Genomic DNA, 22,868 nt, shown 5'->3' on the forward strand with positions numbered 1-22,868 from the left:
TCTTTCTCTTCAACTACATTTTACTTTCACCAACCATACTTCCGTATGCTATTATTACAAATGAAATTACCAAAATAAAAAGGGACACAAGAAGCAAGACGTAAGTCGAACGGTGAATATTTTTCCATTCTTTCATCAGAACTCCAATAATATAGCTGAAGAAAATAAGCATTGACATGTGCAACACCCAGCTGGCAAACTGGAATCGGCCCATGCTAACATGCCCCAGTCCGTAAAAGAAGAATTGCAAAAACCACATGGTTCCAGCTAAAGCTGACCAAACCAGATTTTTAAATAGCACTTTGTTTTCGATTCCGAGCTTGCCCGTAAACTCACGCAAGGTGTTTTGCTGAATGCCAAGCACCAAAAACCAAATCATGTTCACCACCCAGCATCCTGCTGTTGAGACAATCAATTTGGCATTGCCTTCAAAATGGCCGGCTCCGTTCGCTGCAGCCATGTCGGCAATAGGTTGCCCAAACTCCAGCGAAATGTTGAATACCCCAGACAGCACTCCGGCAACGATTGTCAGAAACAAACCAATCATCATATTGGATTTTTGCCCTGCATCAGTACTCGGTGCCAATTCCTTTTCCCGACGAAAACCGGCCCAGCCACAACCGGCAACACCAATAACTGACACCAGCATTCCAGCCAGCACAATGCCACCTCCGGGGTTGGTAAAATAATCAACCAGCCCTCCGAAGATCACAAGAGGAAGCACGGTTCCGACAATCGCAGAAATACCAATCGCCAATGTATAAGTTAGTGAGTAACCTATGTAGCGAATTGCCACACCGAATGACATACTACCAAATCCGTAAACTGCTCCTAATATAAAAGCTCCCCATAAAGCATGAGAAGGGGCATTTTTCAGGATCGTAAAAAAATCGTTCACCGTAAGCAATCCGATAATTACCGGCATCAAAATCCAGGCAAACATGGCCTGAACTAACCAGAATGTTCCCCATGACCAATTTTTCGTTTTTTGAAAGGGCACATAACACGACGAGGCAGATACGCCTCCAATCGCATGTAACATTGTTCCTAATATTGGGCTTGATGGTACCATAGTATTTCTTTTAATCGAGGTGAAAAATTTCATGCATGGTACTCCAAAACTCGCCGGGTTCCCGATTCTCAATTGGCTCCATCAGTGGTTTTACCACATCCCACCAACGCTGAGTTTCCGCATGAGCAGCCATCTTAGTCATATCCTGTTCAAAGTCAGAACCGTCATATTCAAAGTAAGCGAACAGGTAATTATCTTTGAAAAAGATTGAATAGTTCGCCAGCTTACATTCTTTAATTTTGTCTAAAACACCAGGCCATACTTCAGCATGAAGTTGAATGTATTTGGCTGTTCCCTCCGGCTTCAGCCGAATCATTTGTCCAAATCGTTTGCTCATGATTTACCGTTTAATGCGTCGAACATAGCCTGAATATTTGCCGGTGGAATATCAGGTAAAATAGCTTCATGACTAGGAGAGACAATTAAGCCCGTTGGGAATAGTTCTTTCAATTCGTGAACTTTCTGAGCTACTGACTTTGTATCTCCGTTGACCAGTAAATACTGGGCATCCACGCCTCCGCAAAATGCCGTTTTTCCGTTGAAATGCTTTTTCAGATTGGGTGCATCCATATCGGCCGCCAGTGCCTGAATGGGATGAATAATATCCACCCCCAGTTCAATCAGGTCATCAATCACCGGAAAGATGGAACCACAGGAATGGTGCATTACTGCCAGCCCGTAGCTTTTTGCCTGATCGATCAGCTTTTTTGTTCCGGGGAACACCATGGTTCGCAGCAGATCGGGATCAACCATCAAGCCGTTTTGACTCCCAAAGTCGTTACCAATCAACACGGAATCCAAATAGCCTTTGGTTGCTTCAAAAAATAATTCGTTTGCTCTTAGGTAGAAATCCGTGATTCGATCAATCACTGCCTGAAACATTTCCGGATTCATCAGCATATTCATGAGGGCCGTCTCCATTCCAAAAGCAGAGCATGCGTCCTGAAAGTGGGCACTCCACAAAATCCCCATACGCACGTATTGCGGATCAACGGCTTTTACGCGTCGTAGCGCCTCCTCGCAATCCAGGTATTTGGCCGGATTGGGCCAATCAAAAAGATCCACATCTGCCGGATCGCTGTAATCTTCGAAAAATCCCGGAGCCGTCAATGTCCGTTCATCCGGACTGTCTAAATGCACTGCTTTAGCAAATTTAAAAGCACAGGCAATATGGTTTGAAGGCGGGAAATTGTAGGGCACTTCAACGGGATACACATCATCGTCAATCAGCTGTCGAAGTTCATCCACCGATTTGACACCAAAGTGCGATATCAATGCTTTCTCTGCCTGTGGAACGGGGAGCCCGAGCCAGGAAGCCGGCCGATCAACCGGTTCATTGTTGATGGTGGCATAAAAGCGTTCTTTGTGCGTTAGTTTCATTGTTTATTAGGTTTTTTGGTTTGACTTGTCCGTATCATTCCAAACAATTCACGACATCAGCGCTTCTCTCTTCAGGCCACACATCCAACGTCACTAATTGTCCTCTCTCCCACTTCGCTTCAATCGTGGTTTTATTGGGTAGATGCAGCTTAAACTGCACATCTTTTTCTTTTGGCCAGGCCGGAAACAGGTAAATTTTATCACCGACATTTTGCACCAACATTTCCTGCAAAGCAATCATTCCAGAGCCACCCCAGTTGTGGTCCGGTGTCCAGTCGAAACCAGGCCCCCAGAATGCGGGAAACCGACGACCAGAGTCTTTCAATTTCAACGTCACCAACGAATCCGCTTCGTGAGTCAGGCCGAGGCGGGCAGCGAAAATGGCGTCTTGTTTCCAGCCTTTATGACTGCGAAATTTCAGCGCATCCGGATCATATTTCCAAGTGTTCAGCGCAACCTCCAGATCCGGCAGTCCAACGCCATACATTCCCCACGGATAAATCGGGTATAGTTGTGGCACTTCCGTGTTGTTTACCCGCTCCCACAGCTTGGCCGGAGCGATTGCTTGATGTCCGTCTATTTCCCGAAAATTAATCGATGGAATACGCGTCGCCATCTCTGCGAAAAACTCGCGATTAAGTTGTACTGCATACTCCTCCGGTAATTCCAGCAATTCTTCCAAAACTGTTTTTAGCGCTGCAATTGTGGAGGTGGAGTTGTAGGCCATTTTATATGTTTCACAAGCTGATCCCGGGTATAATACCAACTGTCCGTCACCATTCAATTCCTTTGCACCGCGCTGGCGTGCCAGATACCGGTAATGTTCATCGAAGAACTTAAGCGAACTCTCAATCAGAGGCAGATATTTTGAGATATCAGCTCCCGAGTACTGCTGATCCTGCAGGATCATATGGCAAAACTCCAGAACAGTATCCCACTGGTATTCCAGCCAGGCATTGTATTGTCTGCCTGGGTCATAGTCTCCGGGGCGCTTCCAACCGTATTCGCTTGGATTGGGCAAACCAAAGTTTTCCAACTGCTCGGTAAAACAGGCACCATCGTGTCCCCAATACGTTTTAGATCGAAGCGTCGCATTCTTCAAGGTCCGTAAATAGAAATCGAATTGAGACGGGAGCATATCGAAGTCCCCATTTTTCAGCATGGGGAAATACACCAATCGCTGGTTTTGAGCCGTAAATGTTCCGCCTCCCCAATTCCTGAAATCAGGTGTAAATACCCGCGTTGAATCCGTAAAAACAGGATCAACCGTAAACAGGCCCCCGTTAAATTTGGTCGGATATTTACCATGAGCGTTGCAGGCCAACATGTAGCGGAACAACTGGTAATTCCGTCCAACTTGCCAGCGTTCCGATTGTTCGTTTTTGCTATTGGGCTGAATGAAAACGAAACTTCGATTCCAGAAATCAGCCCACCATTGTTGTGTTTGCTGATAAGCTTCGTTTCCCTGTTTCAAGCTTTGTGAACGCAGAGCTGAAAGTTCAGTCGTCCAAACATCCCAACTTTCAGTTTGAGCTGTATGTAAGTAGATTCTTAGTTCTTGTTTCTTCGCAGGCGACTTACTTTTCAGTTTGAAACCTTTGAACTCGGTATTGACATATTTCCCGGATGTCTCTCCTGCCGGAATCATATCTGTTCCATGCATCAAACCACCAAAAGTGAGATTTTCGAGCGGGTTATAAAGTCGATCTTTTACTCCATCCAACTGCTGCTGGTGAACGGTCACGTCGAACACCGTTTCACCGGAATTTCGATGACAGAACAACACGCCGTCATCAGCAAACTCAACCCGATCGGCTTTAGTCACCAAACCTCCGGGAGCTGCCCATTTGTACGAATTAGCAAAGCTTTCCAGTTTTCCCAACGGACGATCTTCCGTCCGCCAACTTTCGTAAGTCGCTTCCGCAGCAACCGGACGATTCGCTTCCAATTCAAAATGAATTACCGGACGAAACACATCAACCCAAAGCTTGGCTGTAACTTTCAATCCGTCTTTTTCACCATCAATGATTACAAAGCCTTCTTTCAGATGTAATTCCTGCTTGAAGTTTTCACTGTCGAAGGGATTTGGAGTCAGCTTCACCCGAACACGGCCCAACTTCAACATACAGTTATTTTCGTCAAACGTGCCGCTTTGCGAGACATAGAAAAGCAGATCACCGTTTTCAACCCACACATTCAGCCCAACATCACCGCCGCCACAAGGCATAGACTCGGATGAGTTTGCACTTTGGCTGGTCCAAACCAGGTTGTAATCATCCAGCTCGGCGCGTTGTGCCGAAAGCTTTACAACAAGCAGCAAAAGTATCGCAATTGTTATCTGAATGTGTTTCTTCATTTTGGTCTTTTTTTAAAGAACGCGAGCGAGCGGCAATCAAATTACGCGCTCAACTCACATTCCTTTCTTCTAAAACTATAATCCTCAAAATATTTGATTTACCAATCGTCACTTCTAAAAGATGAAACCGGCAATCCATTCGTTCCATAAAGGCTTCCTACTGTAAAATCGTTAAAGGCATAGCGAACCGCTACCGGCTTCTCAACATGTGGTGACGAAAGCACAAGTGACTTACTTCTCAAAAAGACTTCAGCAGGATAAAACACTTTGTTCTCACCGGCAATCTCGAAACCAGTCAATTCTTTACCATAGGTTGTCAATCCGTTCGAAGCGTCGTTGAAAGACACAATCAGTTGGCTGCCTTTTACCTCGAAGGCATTGTATGAAGGACTTTTATAGGCAAAATCTCTTAATCCGTAGGTCTTAGCAAGCGCCCATAAAGCCAAACGCTCGCCGCCTTCTTGTTTGTGCATTGGGTGAATACTGGTTTTCTCACCAACATCCATCAGCACGGCCATGCCGCTGTTCTGAATTTTTGCCTCTGCTTTACGCTGTGCATCGCGCAGGTAAGCCGAGTTGTATTTTTCGTCATACTCTTTGGGAGTAAAAACCGAATAGTCGAACGGCGCAATTTGTGCGTAGTAGAACGGAAAGTCGCCGATTCCCCATAACTCGCGCCATTCCGCCACCATAGTTGGGAAAAGTTCCTCGTAACGATCCGGTTCAATGTAGTTGGTTTCCCCCTGGTACCAAATACAGCCTGCAATTCCGTAGCCAATCACGGGATTCAACATACCGTTGAAAAGCACGGTCGGCGTGCGGTTGGGAACAGGAATACTATCGCCCGGCGCAGGCACTTGCTTGTCTTCGAATGAAACCGAAGTTTTCGGGCTCATCCAGGCTTGAATACAGGAACCTCCATAGCTCACCTCAATCAAACCAACGGGAACACCCAGCATTTCCTGCAACATGCGGCCAAAATAGTAGCCCGTTGCGCTGAAATTGCGAACGGCTGCCGGATCGGCCTCTTTCCACTTGGCTTCAAAATTATCCTGAGCTACAGTTTGCGAACTGCGAGGAACCGTAATCAAGCGAATCTGGTCGTTTGTCGATTTCAGGATATCCATATTGGAACCAACAACCGGCTGTCCCGGAAAACCTTTCATCGGCATCTCCATGTTCGACTGGCCGGTACACAACCAAACTTCACCAATCAAAATATTTTGCAGTACCAACTCGGTACCATCACTGATTTTAATTTCGAAAGGACCACCAGCTTCCGGTGTCTCAACCTGCAGCTTCCACTTTCCTTCCTTATCCGCCTTGGCCGTGTAGGTTTTGTTGTTCCAGGATGGCGTTACTTCAACTGTTGCTTTTGCATCGGCCCATCCCCACATGGCAACTTCGCTTTTCTGCTGCAAAATGGCATTATTGGCAAACAAAGCCGGCATTTTCACTTTTGCCCAAACTGCAGGAGCAGTCAGCAACAGCAATAAAATCAATAAAGGTCTTTGAATCAAATTCTTCATTTCTATTCTTCGTTTTTATTCTGATTTTTAATTGTTACAGGTCCCAGCAAACCTGCCGGAAGCAAGGGTTGATCTTCCAAACGGTAAGGAGCCGTCGTCCACGTAATGCGTTCTTCTTCCGGCAAACCGTGGTCGCTAATCAGGCGGTTATTCCAGGTATTGGCAACTTTAATTGTCAACAAATTTTCGCCTTTTTTCACACTCTTTAAAGCCAATTGATAGGGAGCAGTCCAAAGCACAACAGGTTCGCTATCGTTCAGGCTAACTTCTGCCACATCGCAAACTTTCCCCAAGTCTAACCATAGTCCTTCCGTATCACCATCCCAATTGAACGTGGTTTTGTACACCGCTTCTCCCGAGTAATATTTAACGGCATCATCGGCATTTTTCGACCAATCGGTCAAGGTTTCGAATGTTTGCGGTCTTTTCGGGCCTCCAAAATCTTGATGAAAACTTACTTCCCAGGCATTGTTGATCATTCTAACCTGAGTGAAATCTGACAATTGCAGATTTTCTCCTGTTTCTTGAACTTCAGCCCCGAAGAGCACAAATACCGATTCGTAGGCATGAAAGGGGTATTTTATCATCACCCGCCCGCTTTCCTCGGTTTGATAGGTACATTCAGCGTATGTCCCTGTGGCCGGATTATAAAGAACTGGCTCTTCACTATTCGCCCGAAAGGACATGGTTGCGGTTACGCGATCTGCGCTCTGATTGGCAATAAAGTAGATGTCTTCTTCGTCTGAATTCCGATGGTTCCAGGCTAATTTACCTGTTGCATCTGATGTAAAATCAGGATGAATACCGAGAGGTTCGAGGGTTGAATTTTCAAACGAACCAAATATTAATCGTCCTTTCCCTTTTTGAATATATTTCAGCTTTTCACCGTTTAGCTCAGTGCTTTTCTCCGTTCCGGAAAACATTTCATCGAGAATGGCATTCAAGCGCTCATCATCTTCAATTAAGCTGGTTGTTTTTGTTGGCCTTTGTTGCATCAAAATAGTCGCGCCATTATTTAGCAACTCAAGCAGTTTCCCGGCAACTTCGATACTCATGCGTTCACCTCCCTGAGGAGCCATCTTGCGATTTCCCGGAATAACAAGAATTGAATACTTCATTGCTGAAGCAAACACAACCTTTCCATTTTCAACAGTAGACAAATTCAAGAGGGCATCTTTATTAAATGAATCGTAAGCATATCCCCGCAATGGATCGATCCAATTTTCCGGTCGGGCCATATTCGCCTGCGTACTTACAGTCCGGGGCATTTCGTATTTCGGGAAGCCTTCGTTTTCCAAACGTTCTTTTTCCGACGCAACACGCTCCTTACCGAATAAGCCAGGTAAGGTACTGACAAGCCGATCCGGCAAAATGGCACGTCTGGGGATCTCCTCGCCTGTAAAAACAGCAATATCCACGACCGGCATCCCTTTTTGCAGCAAACGCTGGCTATTCTCCAAATAAGTCCAAATCCCATGGCTCATATTCCACCAGGTTTGCTCCCGTTGCAGGAAGGTTCCAACTTTATCCAATGTCATGCCCGGCTTTCGATCCAACCAAGGGCTGTGTACAAAAACATGATTAACGATTTTATTGATCCCAAGTGCCAGATTTCGATCCGCATAAGGTTTGAGCATCGCCGGCGTTTCATTCCAATCCAATCGGATCTCCGTAAAACTTTCAGCCTGAACAACCGGCTTGCCATAGATATGTGCAGCAGAAACAGCATCTAAAATATCATTCGGTTTGTCGTGTGAGGGGCTCTGGAACCAAAATTCCCCCATCGGATAATCAACATATTTCTGGTGCAGCATCCCATCGACAACTCCCGTTGGCGCGTTACTCTCCTCCACAAACTTCACCCCCAGTTTATGCGCTTCAGCCGCCATTGTACCCGAAAATTTATCGGCAAATAATTCGGCTACCGTTTCGCGAACATCGCGCAACACGCTTTCCGAAAGATTTGCATTTTCCAACGGAATACCAGCCATAACCGGTAAATAAGCCATTAAACTGTAACCTCTGCGCTTTTCAAATTCCTCAGGAAACTTTGCAGTCCAGTTCTGACTGCCGCATTCCCAACTATCGCAAAGCATTCGGGTAAGTGTACCATGAGCATCCTCACCAACCTGATTATAAATTTCGCCAAACCACTTATTAAACTGTAGTTTGACTGCATCTTCATTAAACTTATCGCATTCCAAACCTCGGGCACCACCACCAATATAATTTTCAGTACCGGTTGATGTATATCCCATGCGAATAATCTTCCATTTTCCTTCAGGAACATTCCATTTTAAAACGCCATCCGCAGAAAGGTATTCCGTCACATTAATCAGCGTATTTATTGGAACAAATTGCCCATCCTCTGCATCTATTTTTGTCTCGTCAGCAATACGCCAGATCGACGCATTTTTTCCTTCAAACTGATTGATTCGTGCCGACGATAGCAAACGCAAACCCTTTAATTGTAATTTGGGACTCCATTTGGCATCATCCAAATCTTCTGCACCAGGTTCCGAGCCTCCCTTCTCAAAAACGAAGCGGAAATACTTAGCAGTTACCGGAGGAATGGCCTGAGTATTGTGCTGATACAAATCCTGCCAGCCGCTACGTGGAGGCACCAGGCGTATGTGCTCCCAGAATTTTTCACCATCATTACTTACCTCTACAATCAAACGGTTCGACTGGTAATTCGCCCATCCGGTTAAAATTTGTATCGTCTGACAAGTAAAAGGTTTATCGAAAGCATATTCTATCCAACCTTCATTTTTAGATGTAAAAGTTTTTTCGTTATTCTTTTCAGCCAAATACTGTAAATCGCCTTCTTCCATATTCGAACTAACCTCAGGCAGGATCACCCACGAATCTTGCTCGTAATCAGAAACGGGATAAGCATAAGTTGCAATGTCTTTGTAATAGCCTTTATAATCCTCTGGCTGTGGCAGCGAGAAATGGAGCTGTCCTCCACCTTCGACAATTGTATCTGCCCAAACCACCTTTTGCATCGATAGTTCCGGCGTAATCCAGGGGCCTCCGGCTGTTGTAAATCCATCGCAAGTATTGAAGCCCAAAGATATCCCCAGACGTTTCGCTTCTTTCACCGTGTATTCCACAACATCAAACCACTCGGGGCTATAAGTTACCAGTTGATTTTCGTACAGACCGGCCGTATCGCGAATCGCAAAAATATAGGCCCCTCCAATCCCCTGCTCTTTCATTGATTCAAGGTCGGCGGCAATCCCCTCTTTACTTACAGCTCCATGCACCCAGTGCCAGAAGGTCCAAACAGTAGCGTCATCATCCGTAGGCACTTCAACTTTTGCATTTGGAGCTTTTTCTTGCACACAAGAAATTCCAAGCGCCACCAGGGCAATGGCTAAAAGGATTGGTATCGGTTTGATTCGTTTCATTCGTCAGTTTGGGTTTGAACTAAAACTTGTATTGAAAGATTTGCTTATTGATTTCATTCTTGCCGGCAGCAAAAGGCACCAGGTAAAAACGGTAATGGTAAGTACCCGAAGGAATCTGGTATTGCGGCTCCGGCGCAGCAACATCCGACCAGCTATCGTTACCACCAACTCCCATTTGCTTCAAATCTATATTCAATGTCAGGTAGCCCGTTTCTTTTAACTCATTGGTATGTTTGGCGGCGTTGATATTCGCTTCGGTCCACGGCCAGGCACTCATGCTCAACAGGCTGTCAGCCACGACCAGCAAACCCTCCGTTTTTGGCTTATTCGACAAATACATCCAACGAACGTCCGTGCGGTTACCATTTTCCTGAGGCATTACATAAGGCTCGATAAATCGATCAATGGGAACCGAATAAGTTGAAGCCTCAAAGCCAAAGCTTCGATCGCAATAGTTTTCCAGCGAGCCTTTTCCGTACCAGCTGATCCGACGATAGGCATCAGCGATACCACATTGCATACCAAGTTTAGGAATATTGGGCAACTCCGGTGAAGCTTTTAGTTCATAGTCAACTTTCAAGGCACCATCGCCGCGTAAGGTGTAAACAACGGAGCAAGAAGCGCTACCCGGAACAATCTCGTAATTACTACGAACCTCGATCGTTCCATCTGCTTTGGTATCTGTTCCAACCGATTGCAGTTTAGGCTCGGCATCGTACCAAACTTTCAGTTTCTTCTGCGGTTTCCATCCTCGCTCGTCATTGTCGGTGAGCGGGCGGGTAAAATGCGGCAACAGCGGCGCAAACAACTGCTCCTCTCCTTTCCATTTGTAGGAACTCAGTGCTCCATTAGTTTTGTCAAATTTCAGGTTGAAGTTTTTTCCAGTCAGCACAAAAGCCTCGGGGGTCTCTTGCACTTCAATCGTTGGTTGCGATTTTACAGAAGAAGTTTCCGAACTCAGCCCCGTCAAGGCAAATTGATCGAAAGCCACTTCAAATCCGACATCAGCCCAGCTTGTTTTATCTTTCAATCGGAAGGAAAGAGTCGCCAAATATTCAGCTTCAGCCTTCATTTTCGGTAGTTCATCTTTAAAACTGATCAATGTATCCTTCCCGGCTGCCAAAGAAATCGGGGCCAATTGAACCGTTTTGATCAGTTTACCATCTTCCTGAAATTTCAGGGTCGGCACATAATCAGAAAGGTTTTGAACTGCATGACGGTTGGTGATTTTCACTTTAAATCCATCAGCATCCACCAGCTCGCAACTGACCGGTTGAAACACCCATTTGCATTCGTACATCGCGGCCTTTGGCCGTCCATCCGAAGCAACAATACCGTTTATACAGAAATTATTGTCGTTTAACAACGTGTCGCCGAAATCACCACCATAACCGTAAAACTCGGCTCCGTTTTCATCCTTTTTCAGCAATCCCTGATCTTTATAATCCCAAATACAACCACCAATCATACGCGAGGTTGATCGGATTTGGTCCCACCACTCTTTCAGGTTACCGGTTGAATTTCCCATAGAGTGGGAATATTCACACCAGAAAATTGGTCGGTTATCTCCGTTATCCTGGTTGACCAAAAGCGGACCGGTATACAAAGCCGGATACATGCGGCTAACGATATCGATATATGATTCGTCAAGCGGTGTTTGAATACGGTGCGAATGATCCTTCGGGTAGTTGGGATCACCCGGTGGAATGTAGCCTTTCACCTTTTGGTCGCCCATGGCAGGCTCGTAGTGGACAGGTCGGGTAATGTCGTAGTCGTGACAATAAGCGGCCATAATTGCTGTTGCCGGACCACGGCCAGCTTCGTTTCCGAGACTCCAAATAACGACAGAGGGATGATTTTTATCGCGTTCAACCATGCGAACCACCCGCTGCAGATGCGCATTCAACCATTTTTGATCGTTGGCCAGTTTTCCTCCCAGACCGTGAGTTTCAAAGTTCGCTTCATCGATGACCAAAATTCCGTATTCGTCACACAAATCGTAGAAATACGGATCGTTGGGATAGTGCGAGGTGCGAATACAGTTGAAGTTAAACTGTTTAATTTGCCGCACGTCTTTTAAAATATCTTCCCGGGAAAGCGCCTTTCCTTTCACCGGATCGTGATCGTGCCGGTTGACGCCGTAAATGTAGGTCTCCTTACCATTAACCAACAGCTTAGAAGTTACCGGATCAAACTCTATTTTTCGGAATCCGACTTTACAACTTTTGGCTTCTGTTACAGCGCCGGTGCTGTCCTTCATGGTCAAAACCAGTGTGTATAAATTTGGTTCTTCGTCGCTCCATTTCAGCGGATTCTTCAATTTTGTTTCCAGCAGCCCGAAATTCACATTGTCGAGGCGTGGCCATGTTTCATTTAAAATATCCAAAGCACTTTTATGCAAGGGCTCTTTCAATGCAGGTTTTCCGGAAGGATCGTACAACATAGCTTCCAGCTCATAGCCTTTCACGCTATCTCCTGTCAAGTTCTCAATACGCGGACGAAGACTGAAAGTCGCATCCCGGTAATCATCATCCAATTTGGTTTGATAAAAGAAATCAGCAATCCGCAATTTCGGCTCTGCCATTAGGTACACTTCGCGATGAATGCCACTCATGCGCCAATGATCCTGGTCTTCCAGGTAAGCGCCGTCGCTCCAGCGAATCACCTGTACGGAGACCGTATTTTCACCATCCTTTAAATAGGGAGTTACATTAAACTCGGAAGGCAGACAACTGTCTTCTCCATAACCCAGAAATTTACCATTCACCCAAACTTTGAATCCGGAACTCACGCCGCCAAAATGCAAGGTGATGTTCATATTTTTCCAATTGGCAGGAATCGTAAATGAACGCTGATACGATCCTACGGGATTATAATCATTTGGTACGTAGGGCGGATTAATTGGGCGAAACGGATAAACTGCACTTTTATAGATTGGCTTGTCGTACCCCTTCATTTCCCAATTGGACGGCACTTCAATTTTATCCCAGCCACTCACTTTCGACTTGTAAAAGTCTTTGGGAGCACCTGCAGGTTTCATGGCAAAATAGAAATCCCAGTCACCATTCAAACTCTCATAACGGCCACTGGTTTCCCGATCGCCTCTCAGCGCATCTTCGGTTGACGCAAAGGAATAAGCAGTCACGCGCGACGCATCGCGATTGATACCGCTAACCTCGGGGTTCTCCCATGGTTCGGCCATCTCAGTAGTCTTCAATGGCGGAATACCTGCTAAAACGCCGGTTTCTCCCTGCGCATTTACTCCGATACTCCCGGTAACTCCTAATAATAGTGCCAATATTAGTTTTAGTGGTCTCATTTTCAATGTTTCTTTTTCTTTCAATATTCTAATAACCATAAGTCAATGCTCCGCCATCAACGGAAAAATCCTGTCCATTGATGTAGGTCGCGGCCGGTGAGGCCAGAAAGCAAATCATAGCCGACAATTCTTCCGGTTTTCCAAAACGTCTCATTGGAATCTTTCGCAAAATTTTTTCACGCCGGTCATCATCCATCACCTGCTCGCTAAGCAGCGTAGGAAACCATCCCGGCGACACAGAATTAACCAAAATTCCATCTTCGCGCCATTCAGTAGCCAATGCACGGGTGATCCCCAAAACCGATGCTTTACTCGAGTTGTAGGCTATAATTTCGGAAAACCCCATATAAGAAGCCATAGACGAAATATTAATCACTCGCCCCGGCAAAGTGGACTTTTTCAAGAAAGGATACGCGTGTTTACAGCACAGAAAGATCCCTTTCGAATTGACATTGTGAACTTTGTCCCATTCCTTTTCTGTCAGTTCCTCTGCCTTTTTGCGGAGACTTACACCTGCATTGTTTACCAACACATCGATTCCATGTTGATTACCAATTTCGTTGATTCGATTGGTAACGGAAAGTTCATCCGATACATCCATCGATAGATGCACGATCTGTTCAGGTAAAAGCTCCATCCGCTCAACTTTAGATTGCCCCGTGCGGCTAAGTGCAAAAACTTTAGCACCGAGTTTCGCCATACAAACGGCCATATCCAGCCCTAATCCACTGGATGCGCCTGTCACAACCACAGTCAGTCCTTCGAGCGAATAAAATTTATGCAGTAGATCCATTTTCCTACTTTTTTGACGTTACTTACAGCTCCGTTAAACATTCATCTTTGAACTGAAATCCCCATCCCGGACGATTGTGCGGACGGGCTACTCCATTGACAATCTCAAGCGGATGATCAATCAACGGATCAATCCAGTCGAATGATTCTGCACCCGCTCCGTTAGGTATCGTACACAACAGCGGAATGTCGTAATCTTTATAGTAATGGGGCAAAACCGGGATGTTGAAACTACCGGCCAATGCCGCGCTATCTCTCCAGGCTTCAACTCCTCCCAACCGCAAAATATCGGGCTGCCAAATGTCGATGGCATTCCGTTGCAACAACTCCCGCAAGGGCAAGCTTGAGTACTCGCGCTCACCCATTGCCAGCGAAACACCAGCCTGATTTTTCAATAACTCGAATCCCTGAAAATCGGCATGGTTAATTGGCTCTTCAAACCAGGTAATCTGCAAATCGCGGGCAGCGCGTGCCAAAGCCAAGGCCGAGGGAACATCCATGCCCTGGTTGGCATCCATCATGATGTTAATGTCGTTGCCAACGGCCTCTCGCACCAGGCGAAGACGCTCCATATCTTCCCGCCAGTCGGGTTTGCCGACTTTGATTTTGACCGCCTGAAATCCGCGCGCCTTATAATCGCTCACCTCGCCAATCAATTCTTCAACAGAATAAGATAGCCAACCTCCGCTGCCGTAAATCGGCACTTCGGTGCGCGAAGCTCCCAGAACTTTCCAGATTGGTTGCCCTAGTGTTTTACACCAGGCATCCCACATCGCAATATTAAAAGCGGCCTGTGCCCAACGGTTTACACCCTCCAACCCGAAGTATTCGTTCGCATGATTAATTTTCTCAAATACCTTCACCGTATTGTATACTTCTTCGCCTAACACCAGCTGCCCAACATCGCGGATCGCTCCGGCGATGGCCTGCGGGCTGTACTGAAAACTGAGCAAATAGGATTCGCCTACAATTCCCTTCTGGATTTGAATACGCAAAACCAGAAAGGAAATTTCAGTCAGCGTATGAGTCGAGTCCGCAATAGGCTTTTTCAAAGCAGCCTTCGCCGAATACAGGTTAAAGTTTTTTATTGTTGTCATGAACCGGTTCTTATTTCAAGTTCAAAATATTTAGTTACTTTTTAATTCAATTTGAGTTGTCTCCAAGCCGTCACTACTTGCTGTGACTTTTATCGATCCGGCTTTTTCAGTGCTTTGCACAATCAGCAAACACATGCCGTTAAACGCTTTCCGATAGTTGGCCTTAAACGGCTCGGTGCTCGCCTGGTAACCATTGTCTACGCCAGCCACAAATCCTTCTCCGTCAACTTTAAAATTGACCAGATTGGCTGCGTCGGGCACCATATTTCCATCCTTGTCAGTCACTTTCACCGTAATGAAAGAAAGGTCGCTTCCGTCTGCATTTATCTCGCTACGATCAGCTATCAACTCAATTTTTGCGGCTGGACCAGCTGTGCGAATTTCCTGCTCGGCCACTTTTTCGCCGTTTTTATAACTCACTGCTTTAATGCTTCCGGGATGAAACGAAACCCGCCACATCACGTGGAATTGATCTTTTTCTTTTGATTTCCTGCCTTGAGAAACACCATTCACAAACAGTTCCACCTCGTCGGCATTATTGTAGTAAGCCCACAAATCGACGGTCTGTCCTTCTGTCCAATTCCAATGTGGGAACAAGTGCAACATTGTCTTATCAGTCCACTCACTTTGATACATGTAGTACACATCTTTCGGGAAACCGCACAGGTCGATAATTCCCAAATAGCTGCTACGAGCCGGATACGGGTATGGCAAAGGCTCACCGATATAATCAAAGCCCGACCAAATAAACATGCCCGGGATGAAGTCGTTGTTCTTCACCACTGCCCAAGTATCTTCGTGGGTTGCCCCCCAATAGGCGATACAGTTGTCGAAGGATGAAGCAGTCAAATCCGGATTTCCGTCAAAAGGCGCATTGTATGCAGGAGGCCAGATGCGCACGCTGTCTGACGGAAAATCGTAATGTCCGCGGGTCGACAAAGCCGACATATTTTCGGATGCCAGCATGCACTCGCCCGGGTAACGATCCGGAAATTTCAAATACTCCTCGTGTTTATAGTTGAAGCTCAGCAAATCCAGTGCGCCGGATTTGTAGAGGTTATTTTTCTCCGGATCAGTTTCCGTTAAAGCCGCTGTTATTGGTCGAGTCGTGTCCAAAGCTTTAACAATATCAGCCAACTCGCGGGTAATTCGAATACCAGTCGTATCAAACTGTTCCGGAATTTCGTTTCCGATACTCCAAACAAAAATTGAAGGGTGGTTTCGATCCCGCAAGATCATATCTTCCAGATCCCGCTTATGCCATTCGTCCCAATACAGATGATAGCCTTTCTTGGCTTTCGTTTTCTTCCATTCGTCAAAAGACTCGTCAATCACCAGGAAGCCCATCTTGTCGCACAACTGTAGTAGTTCAGGTGCCGGCGGATTATGGGCCATGCGAATGCCATTCACTCCCATATCCTTGAGAATCTCCAGTTGGCGCTCCATCGCACGCGTATTTGCAGCAGCGCCCAAAGCTCCGAGGTCGTGGTGTTGATTGACACCATGGAGCTTGTATGGCTGACCATTCATGAAAAAGCCTTTCTCCGGGGTGAACTCGAACCAACGCACACCTAGCGGCGTGTCGTACTCATCCAATACTTTTCCGTCTCCGACAATCTCCGTTTTAACATTGTATAAATTTGGATTTCCGGGCGACCACAAGGCCGGTTCTTTCAACTCAAAATATTGAGTCAAAGTTGAAATTCCAGTGATCGCCATTAGCGCTGACTCGGCTTTTGCGACTACTGTTCCTCCGCTATCCAAAACCGATGATTTCACAATCACTTCTTGCTCAAGAGTAGTCGTATTTTCAAGTTGAATATCCAATTTCACTTTCGCCAGTTCAGCCGAAACTTCGGGTGTGGTCACAAAAGTTCCCCAATGTGCCACATGAACCGGATTCTCTTCAACCAACCAAACATGGCGGTAAATTCCGGAACCGGTGTACCAGCGTGAAGCCGGCTGAGCCGAATTATCAACCCGAACAACCAGAATATTATCCTCTTCACCGAACTTCAGGAACGGGGTCAAATCATAGCGAAACGAAATATAGCCATAAGGCCGTTTGCCTAAATGCTGGCCGTTTATCCAAACTTCGCTGTTGCAAAAAACACCGTCAAAATCGATATAGAACTGCTTTTCCGTTGCCGGCTTCACTAGCTGAAAACTCTTACGATACCAACCAATTCCGGTTGGCAAGGCGCCACCTTCCGTGGTTGCCGGTGCATCCGCGCTAAACTCACCTTCGATGCTCCAGTCGTGCGGCACATTTAGCTTACGCCAGGCTCCATCGTCGTAGCTGATCTGATAAGCAAGCGAATCGTCGCCCAACATGAATTTCCAGTCTTTATCAAAGCTTTGACGTTCTGCAATTTTCTTTGGTTGACAACCTCCAAAGGCTGCCACCGCGAAAATAAAAGTGAGTAGTTTAAATCGTTGTTTCATTGGTTTTCCGGTTCGGTTTGAAAAGCTATTTTACGGCTGATTCTTCTGTTGAACTAAAGGTCATCGAGCTTTTGCCCAAGTCTTTTGATGTAGCTAAAGCAATTCCACGATTACCCAATTTATCCACAGCATTGTAGAAGTGATAAACCACCCCGTCAACTTGAATCACATAGGCTTTGTGAGCAAACAAATCGTCGTAGCTTTCTGATGGTTCAATCAGGTGCTGACCATTCCATTCGGTCCAATGCACCAAATCATATGAGGCGGCAAAGCTGTTATAAACAACCGTTTGACCATCGGGCCAATAGGCACGGAAAAAGAACATCACATAGACATCTCCAATCTTCTGAATTACCGCATCGCCGGTAATACCTTTATGATGATTCAACACAGGCTTGTTGCCAAAGCGTTTCCAGCTGACCATATCATCCGAAACAGCCATGCTGATTCGTTCAGCACCGCGATCCGGATTGATGCTGTCACCACGCGCATTGTAATACATCACGAACGGATGCCCCGTCAGGCGCTCTTTGTCTTCGATTATAAAATTCTTATAGATCGTACTGTTATCGTACCAACGAGCATCTTCATCGTTTGAGGTTATTACCGGCTTTTTCAGGCGGTCCCACTGGTGTAAAGTAGCCGGATCTTCTTTCGTAAAAGCCATTCCAACCGACAGCAATCCCTTTTCATACCCGGTTGAATTGCCTCCAAAGTAGCTCATCCAATATTTTCCATCGTAGGTATCAATGCCGTAATCACCACCCCAATCGTAATGAATCAGTGACGGATAGCCCGCTTTTTGATTCACATCCCAATCGGTGGTATCCGAGAACTGCATAATCGCTCCTTGCTCGTCCCAATGAATCAGATCGTCACTCAAAGCCAGATGCGTTTCATAACCGCGTCCGTCGAAAATGATGTAAGTCATCACCCATTGATCATCGTGACGGAAAATAGTCGGGCAATCCATTTTGTACGAATTGCTATCTGGCACCATGATTAATCCATATTTATATGGCGTTTTAACCTCGTTATAAATCTCGTCCATCTTCTGTTGAGACACCGATTCCGGCAATGCTTTCTTTTTGGGCGAGCATGCCACCATTGAAAGCGCTGCAAGTGCTAATGCGAAAAATGTTCTTTTCATCTGTCTATTTCATAGCGGTCAATGACCGGTTTATTGTTTGATTTTGATTTCAAATTCATAGCTGCCCGATTGGATTTCGCAAACCGAGTTTCCGGTCACTTTTTCCTGCAGTTTCATTAGCTCTATGCCATTTTCCGATGGCTGTAAAGCCCGAGCTTCTACCTCACCCTCAAATGGCAAAATTACTTTAGCCGTGGTATTCACCGGAATTTCTACATGCAACATGAATGAGTCTTCATTCTTTTTCCAATTACTTACGATTGTTCCGTAAGGTGAGTCGAATGATACATTGGCGTAAGTCAGTTCATCGACAATCTCCGGTTGAATGACAATTGATTTGTAAGCCAATGAATTCTCCGCTTGCCGAATGCCACCCAATCCCTGGTAGAACCATTCCATCAAATGGCCAAGCATCAAGTGATTTAGCGATTTTGACGGCAATGCCTGCCAAGACTCAGCCAACGAAGTGGCTCTCATTTTAAGCTGATAACCATAACCGGGAACATCATCGCGGTTATTCATTTCATAAAGTAATTCCGATTTCCCGAAGCGAGTCAACGCATCAACCAAATAGTGAAAGCCAACATCACCTGCTGTAATCGCTTTATTATCCACATCTATTTTTGCTACCAGGTTCTCTAAAACTTTTGCCTCATTCGCTTTGTCAACCAGACCAAGACTTAGCGGCATGGCCATCGACGTTTGACTTCCGGTAGCATAAATAGCCGAGTCGGGTTTATAAAATTTGTTATTGAAAGCTGCTTTTATCTTCTGGGCCAATTCTTCGAAATGGTCAGCTTGATCCTTTTTATCCAATTTAGCCGCAACTTTAGCCATCAATTGTGCATCGTAGAAATAGGTAGCGGTCGCCACTAACGGAACCGGAGTCAGTTGTGCATAGCCCGGCTCGTTGGGACCAACATCGTACCAGTCGCCCAAACCATGCGAAAGAATATTATTATCGGCTTTACTTTCCAAATAACTCATGTAACGCTGCATCATTGGCCAGGCCTGAGTCATCACTTCAGCATCACCATACCATTTATAAATCAGCCAGGGTAAAATGATTGACGCACTTCCCCACTCCGGCGAATCGCGGAAAGCAGCATCGTAATATTCAAAGTTGATGTATTCGGGAACAATGCTTGGCACCAAACCTTTTTCAGTTTGGGCGTCTTCCATATCGGCAATCAACTTTTGGTAAAGTTTATAAATATCGAAATTGAAGTGCACACTGGTTCCCATCAACTGGGTTTGCTCAATCCAACCCAATTTTTCGCGGGTTGGGCAATCAGTCATTACCGACTGCAGGTTGCTTTTAATCCCCCAATTGATCAGGTCGAAAGTACGGTTAAATAGCTCGTTTGAACATTCGAAAGTCCCTACTTGGGGAGCCGAATTACGGGTGTGTAAGGATTGTATTTTCAATAGAGCCGGTAACTGCGACCGAACAGAATCGGGATGCGCACCTTCAATCTGCACATATCGAAAACCAACATAGGAAAACCGAGGTTGCCAGCTTTCTTCGCCTTCGCCATTCAAGGTATATTTATAATAGTATGGAGAACCACTACCGCGTTGACTAACAGTGCCATCTTCTTTCAGACTTTCACCTGGAGAGAATTTAACGGTTTGTCCTTTTTCACCTTTCAGCGTTACATCGATAATTCCAGACGCATTTTGACCAAAATCGTACACCCAAACCGTATCGTTAATCTGCTTGATTGTTATAGGATTGAAAGTCTCCATCACTTTAATCGGATAATTCAGGTCGGCTTTTAATTGGCCTGCAGGAGACTGGACCAATTTGACAGGTTGCCAAGCTTGATCGTCAAAACTAGCTTTATTCCATCCTGACTGTTCAAGAGTAGCATCGTAATCTTCACCACCATAAATTCCACTGTAGGTGATTGGAGATGGCGATGTTTTCCAACTATCATCAGAGATAACAGTTTGGATTCGGCCATCGGCATATTTTAATTGTAGTTTGCAAATCAGCTTCGGAAAACCATAAGCGATAATAAGCTTACGATAGCGCTCGCGATTGTTGTAATGGAACGTATTTCCGACAATGGCTCCCAATACATTATCGCCGTTTTGAAGTAATTCTGTTACGTCGTAGCTGTTGTACAAAGCCGTTTTATCGTAATGCGTCCAACCCGGAGCAAGGAAAGCATCACCAACTTTTTGCCCATTCAGCGAAGCTTCGTATTGCCCTAGGCCACTAACGAAAAGCGTTGCCGAAGCGATCGATTTATCAACCGCAAATTCTTTCCGAAACAGCGGTACGATCGCTCTTTCCTCAACCTTATCTTTTGAAACATCACCATAGCCGCTTACTCCTTCGACCAAACGTTTATCAGCGGTTAATTCTTCATATCCAATCCATTTGGCACCATCCCAATCAGCTTTATTCGGCAATCCAACCTGAAAAGAGGAAACTTCGCTCCATGCCGACTCGTTCCCTTTTTCATCCCAAACCTTAACTTTCCAGAAATATCTGTCTCCTGCCTTTAACGCCTCGCCTCCATAAGGGATTAACTGAGCTTGTTTTGATTCGATTTTTCCTGAATTCCAAACTTGATTGGTCTCCAAATCTTTTGAATCAAAGCCAACCTCAATTTGATAAGCAAATTGATTGGTCCCTCCAAAATCAGATTGCATCTTCCAACTGAATTGCGGGTGCAGTGTTTCTATCAATGCCAGTCTCACAGAAAAGCCTTCAAGCGAGCACTCCGATACCTCAATACGGTTCTTCGGAGAAGAACAGGCAAAGAATAAGCTCAGACTAAAAAGGAGAAAAGTTAGTTGTTTCATTAGTTTTAGTTTGTGTTTTCGATCGGTTTTATCGGTCTAAATCCAGCTGCTTATTCATGTAAAACGTCATTTTTTGCTCCCTTTGTCAGTAATTCTGAAAATTGAGTCAGTCTTCAGCTTGATGATAAACTTCTAATTTCTAGAAAATTAATGATAACGTTTACATTTCGTATATCACTGTATTTGTGATCTTTAATTATAGACAATTATTTTTTAATCTGAAAACGTTACGAACGAATTTGGCCATGTTTTTTTGATTCGCCACGCTCTATATCGAGCGCATTTTTAGCTGTAGAATTTCAAAATCGAAAGCTCGTTATCATTTATTCCCTATTTATCCTAGTTTCGACAAAGTTGATACAACCTTTCACATTCGTTCAGCGCATCAATTTGATGTTGGGGTATGAGTCCTCGCTGATCCGGCGACACATTTAGCAGAAAATTCGCACCTCTTTCTTCTGCAATCAAGCGCATTCCCAAAACCTCCGCTGCCGAGCGAACGCGCTTGTGTCCTTTCCAAAACCAATTGTAGCAAATGGTGTCGCATACCTCACCGGGGATATAATACTCTTCCTCCTCTCCCAGGTAATTTTTTACGGTATACCGGGCATTGTATCCATCACGCGAAGCGGGCAGACCGCGTTCCATCGACAACAAGTCGGTTGGCCAGGAATAATCTGTTTTTATTGAATGATTAGGTCCTGCTCCCCCGTTCATCATGATAAGCGTTTCGGGATTAAGGTTTGTAATTTTTTCGTACACCCGAACACGGTCCTGGTAACTGAGCATACCGGGAATATCTACCCAAACCTCCATAAAGGGACCATAATTAGTGATTAGTTCCTCGATTTGGTTCAATTGAAATTGCACATAGTTGGCGGTTGTAAATTTGTCTTCCCATTCGACATTTGAGGGCGTGGCTGAACCAAATAAATGATGATTATCCCAACTGCAATAGTAAAATCCGGCTTTCAGCTGGTATTTTTGGCAAGCGACAACAAACGCCTGTATTACATCGGTCGTATTGCCCGAGTTTCCCACGTGGTAGTCTGTGTACTGGCTTGGCCACAAACAGTGTCCGGATACATGCTTTGCCGTGAGAATAACATACTTCATCCCAGCATCACGGGCAACTTTCACCCATTGATCCACATCGAGCTCTGTTGGATTATACAATGATGCAGGGTCTTTTCCTGTTCCCAACTCTTCACCTGAAAAAGTGCTCATGCCAAAATGAATGAACATGCCGTACTTTAGTTCTTCCCACTTCTTGAGCTGATCCATAGGCAAACGCTGCACAGCTCGCTTGTCAGGAGAAAGATCGGTGCTCTTGGAATCGTATCTACTTTCGGATAAAACCGGAATAAAAACACTAGCTGCGCCGGCCGTTAACGCTGACTTTTTGATAAAGTCACGTCGGTTGTAAAATGAAGTCATGGCGTATTCCGTCAAAATAAATAATAAAACCTGTAGGCTATAAAACAGATCGTCGATAAAG

At 45.4% G+C, this 22,868-nt stretch carries 13 protein-coding genes; all 13 read right to left on the bottom strand.

Annotated features, from left to right (window positions below; genetic code table 11):
- Positions 1–13: 13 nt before the first annotated feature.
- Complete coding sequence (locus GJV22_RS10225; protein ID WP_163712560.1) at positions 14–1,072, bottom strand: L-rhamnose/proton symporter RhaT; 1,059 nt, start codon at positions 1,070–1,072, stop codon at positions 14–16.
- A 10-nt stretch (positions 1,073–1,082) separates the two neighbouring features.
- Positions 1,083–1,409, bottom strand: a complete 327-nt coding sequence (locus tag GJV22_RS10230; protein WP_205461829.1) for an L-rhamnose mutarotase — start codon at positions 1,407–1,409, stop codon at positions 1,083–1,085.
- Positions 1,406–2,452 (bottom strand): uroporphyrinogen decarboxylase family protein, encoded by a 1,047-nt coding sequence (locus GJV22_RS10235; RefSeq protein WP_163712563.1) that lies wholly within the window; start codon positions 2,450–2,452, stop codon positions 1,406–1,408. Before GJV22_RS10235 ends, GJV22_RS10230 begins: the two co-directional genes overlap by 4 nt.
- Before the next feature lie 34 nt (positions 2,453–2,486).
- On the bottom strand, positions 2,487–4,808 hold the full coding sequence (locus tag GJV22_RS10240) for a DUF5703 domain-containing protein (RefSeq protein WP_163712566.1): 2,322 nt from the start codon (positions 4,806–4,808) through the stop codon (positions 2,487–2,489).
- A gap of 98 nt (positions 4,809–4,906) precedes the next feature.
- A complete protein-coding gene (locus GJV22_RS10245; protein ID WP_205461830.1) occupies positions 4,907–6,337 on the bottom strand; it encodes a sialate O-acetylesterase in 1,431 nt (476 codons plus the stop codon).
- Positions 6,338–6,339: 2 nt separating this feature from the next.
- Positions 6,340–9,750: a glycosyl hydrolase gene (locus GJV22_RS10250; RefSeq protein WP_163712569.1), complete on the bottom strand. Its 3,411-nt coding sequence runs from the start codon at positions 9,748–9,750 to the stop codon at positions 6,340–6,342.
- 19 nt (positions 9,751–9,769) lie between these two features.
- Positions 9,770–13,069: a glycoside hydrolase family 2 TIM barrel-domain containing protein gene (locus GJV22_RS10255; RefSeq protein ID WP_163712571.1), complete on the bottom strand. Its 3,300-nt coding sequence runs from the start codon at positions 13,067–13,069 to the stop codon at positions 9,770–9,772.
- Between the two features lie 28 nt (positions 13,070–13,097).
- Complete coding sequence (locus GJV22_RS10260) at positions 13,098–13,862, bottom strand: SDR family NAD(P)-dependent oxidoreductase (RefSeq protein ID WP_163712574.1); 765 nt, start codon at positions 13,860–13,862, stop codon at positions 13,098–13,100.
- Between the two features lie 22 nt (positions 13,863–13,884).
- Positions 13,885–14,958 (bottom strand): mandelate racemase/muconate lactonizing enzyme family protein, encoded by a 1,074-nt coding sequence (locus GJV22_RS10265; protein ID WP_163712577.1) that lies wholly within the window; start codon positions 14,956–14,958, stop codon positions 13,885–13,887.
- A gap of 30 nt (positions 14,959–14,988) precedes the next feature.
- On the bottom strand, positions 14,989–17,403 hold the full coding sequence (gene galB, locus GJV22_RS10270) for a beta-galactosidase GalB (protein WP_163712579.1): 2,415 nt from the start codon (positions 17,401–17,403) through the stop codon (positions 14,989–14,991).
- A 25-nt stretch (positions 17,404–17,428) separates the two neighbouring features.
- The gene (locus GJV22_RS10275; protein ID WP_163712582.1) at positions 17,429–18,553 is read right to left on the bottom strand and encodes a glycoside hydrolase family protein; all 1,125 of its coding nucleotides are present in this window, start codon (positions 18,551–18,553) and stop codon (positions 17,429–17,431) included.
- Between the two features lie 30 nt (positions 18,554–18,583).
- Positions 18,584–21,370, bottom strand: a complete 2,787-nt coding sequence (locus GJV22_RS10280; RefSeq protein WP_163712584.1) for a glycoside hydrolase family 78 protein — start codon at positions 21,368–21,370, stop codon at positions 18,584–18,586.
- Positions 21,371–21,709: 339 nt separating this feature from the next.
- The gene (locus tag GJV22_RS10285; protein ID WP_163714965.1) at positions 21,710–22,807 is read right to left on the bottom strand and encodes an alpha-L-fucosidase; all 1,098 of its coding nucleotides are present in this window, start codon (positions 22,805–22,807) and stop codon (positions 21,710–21,712) included.
- Positions 22,808–22,868 lie beyond the last annotated feature (61 nt).

The organism is Mangrovibacterium lignilyticum (assembly GCF_010882175.1).
GTDB classification, from domain to species: domain Bacteria; phylum Bacteroidota; class Bacteroidia; order Bacteroidales; family Prolixibacteraceae; genus Mangrovibacterium; species Mangrovibacterium lignilyticum.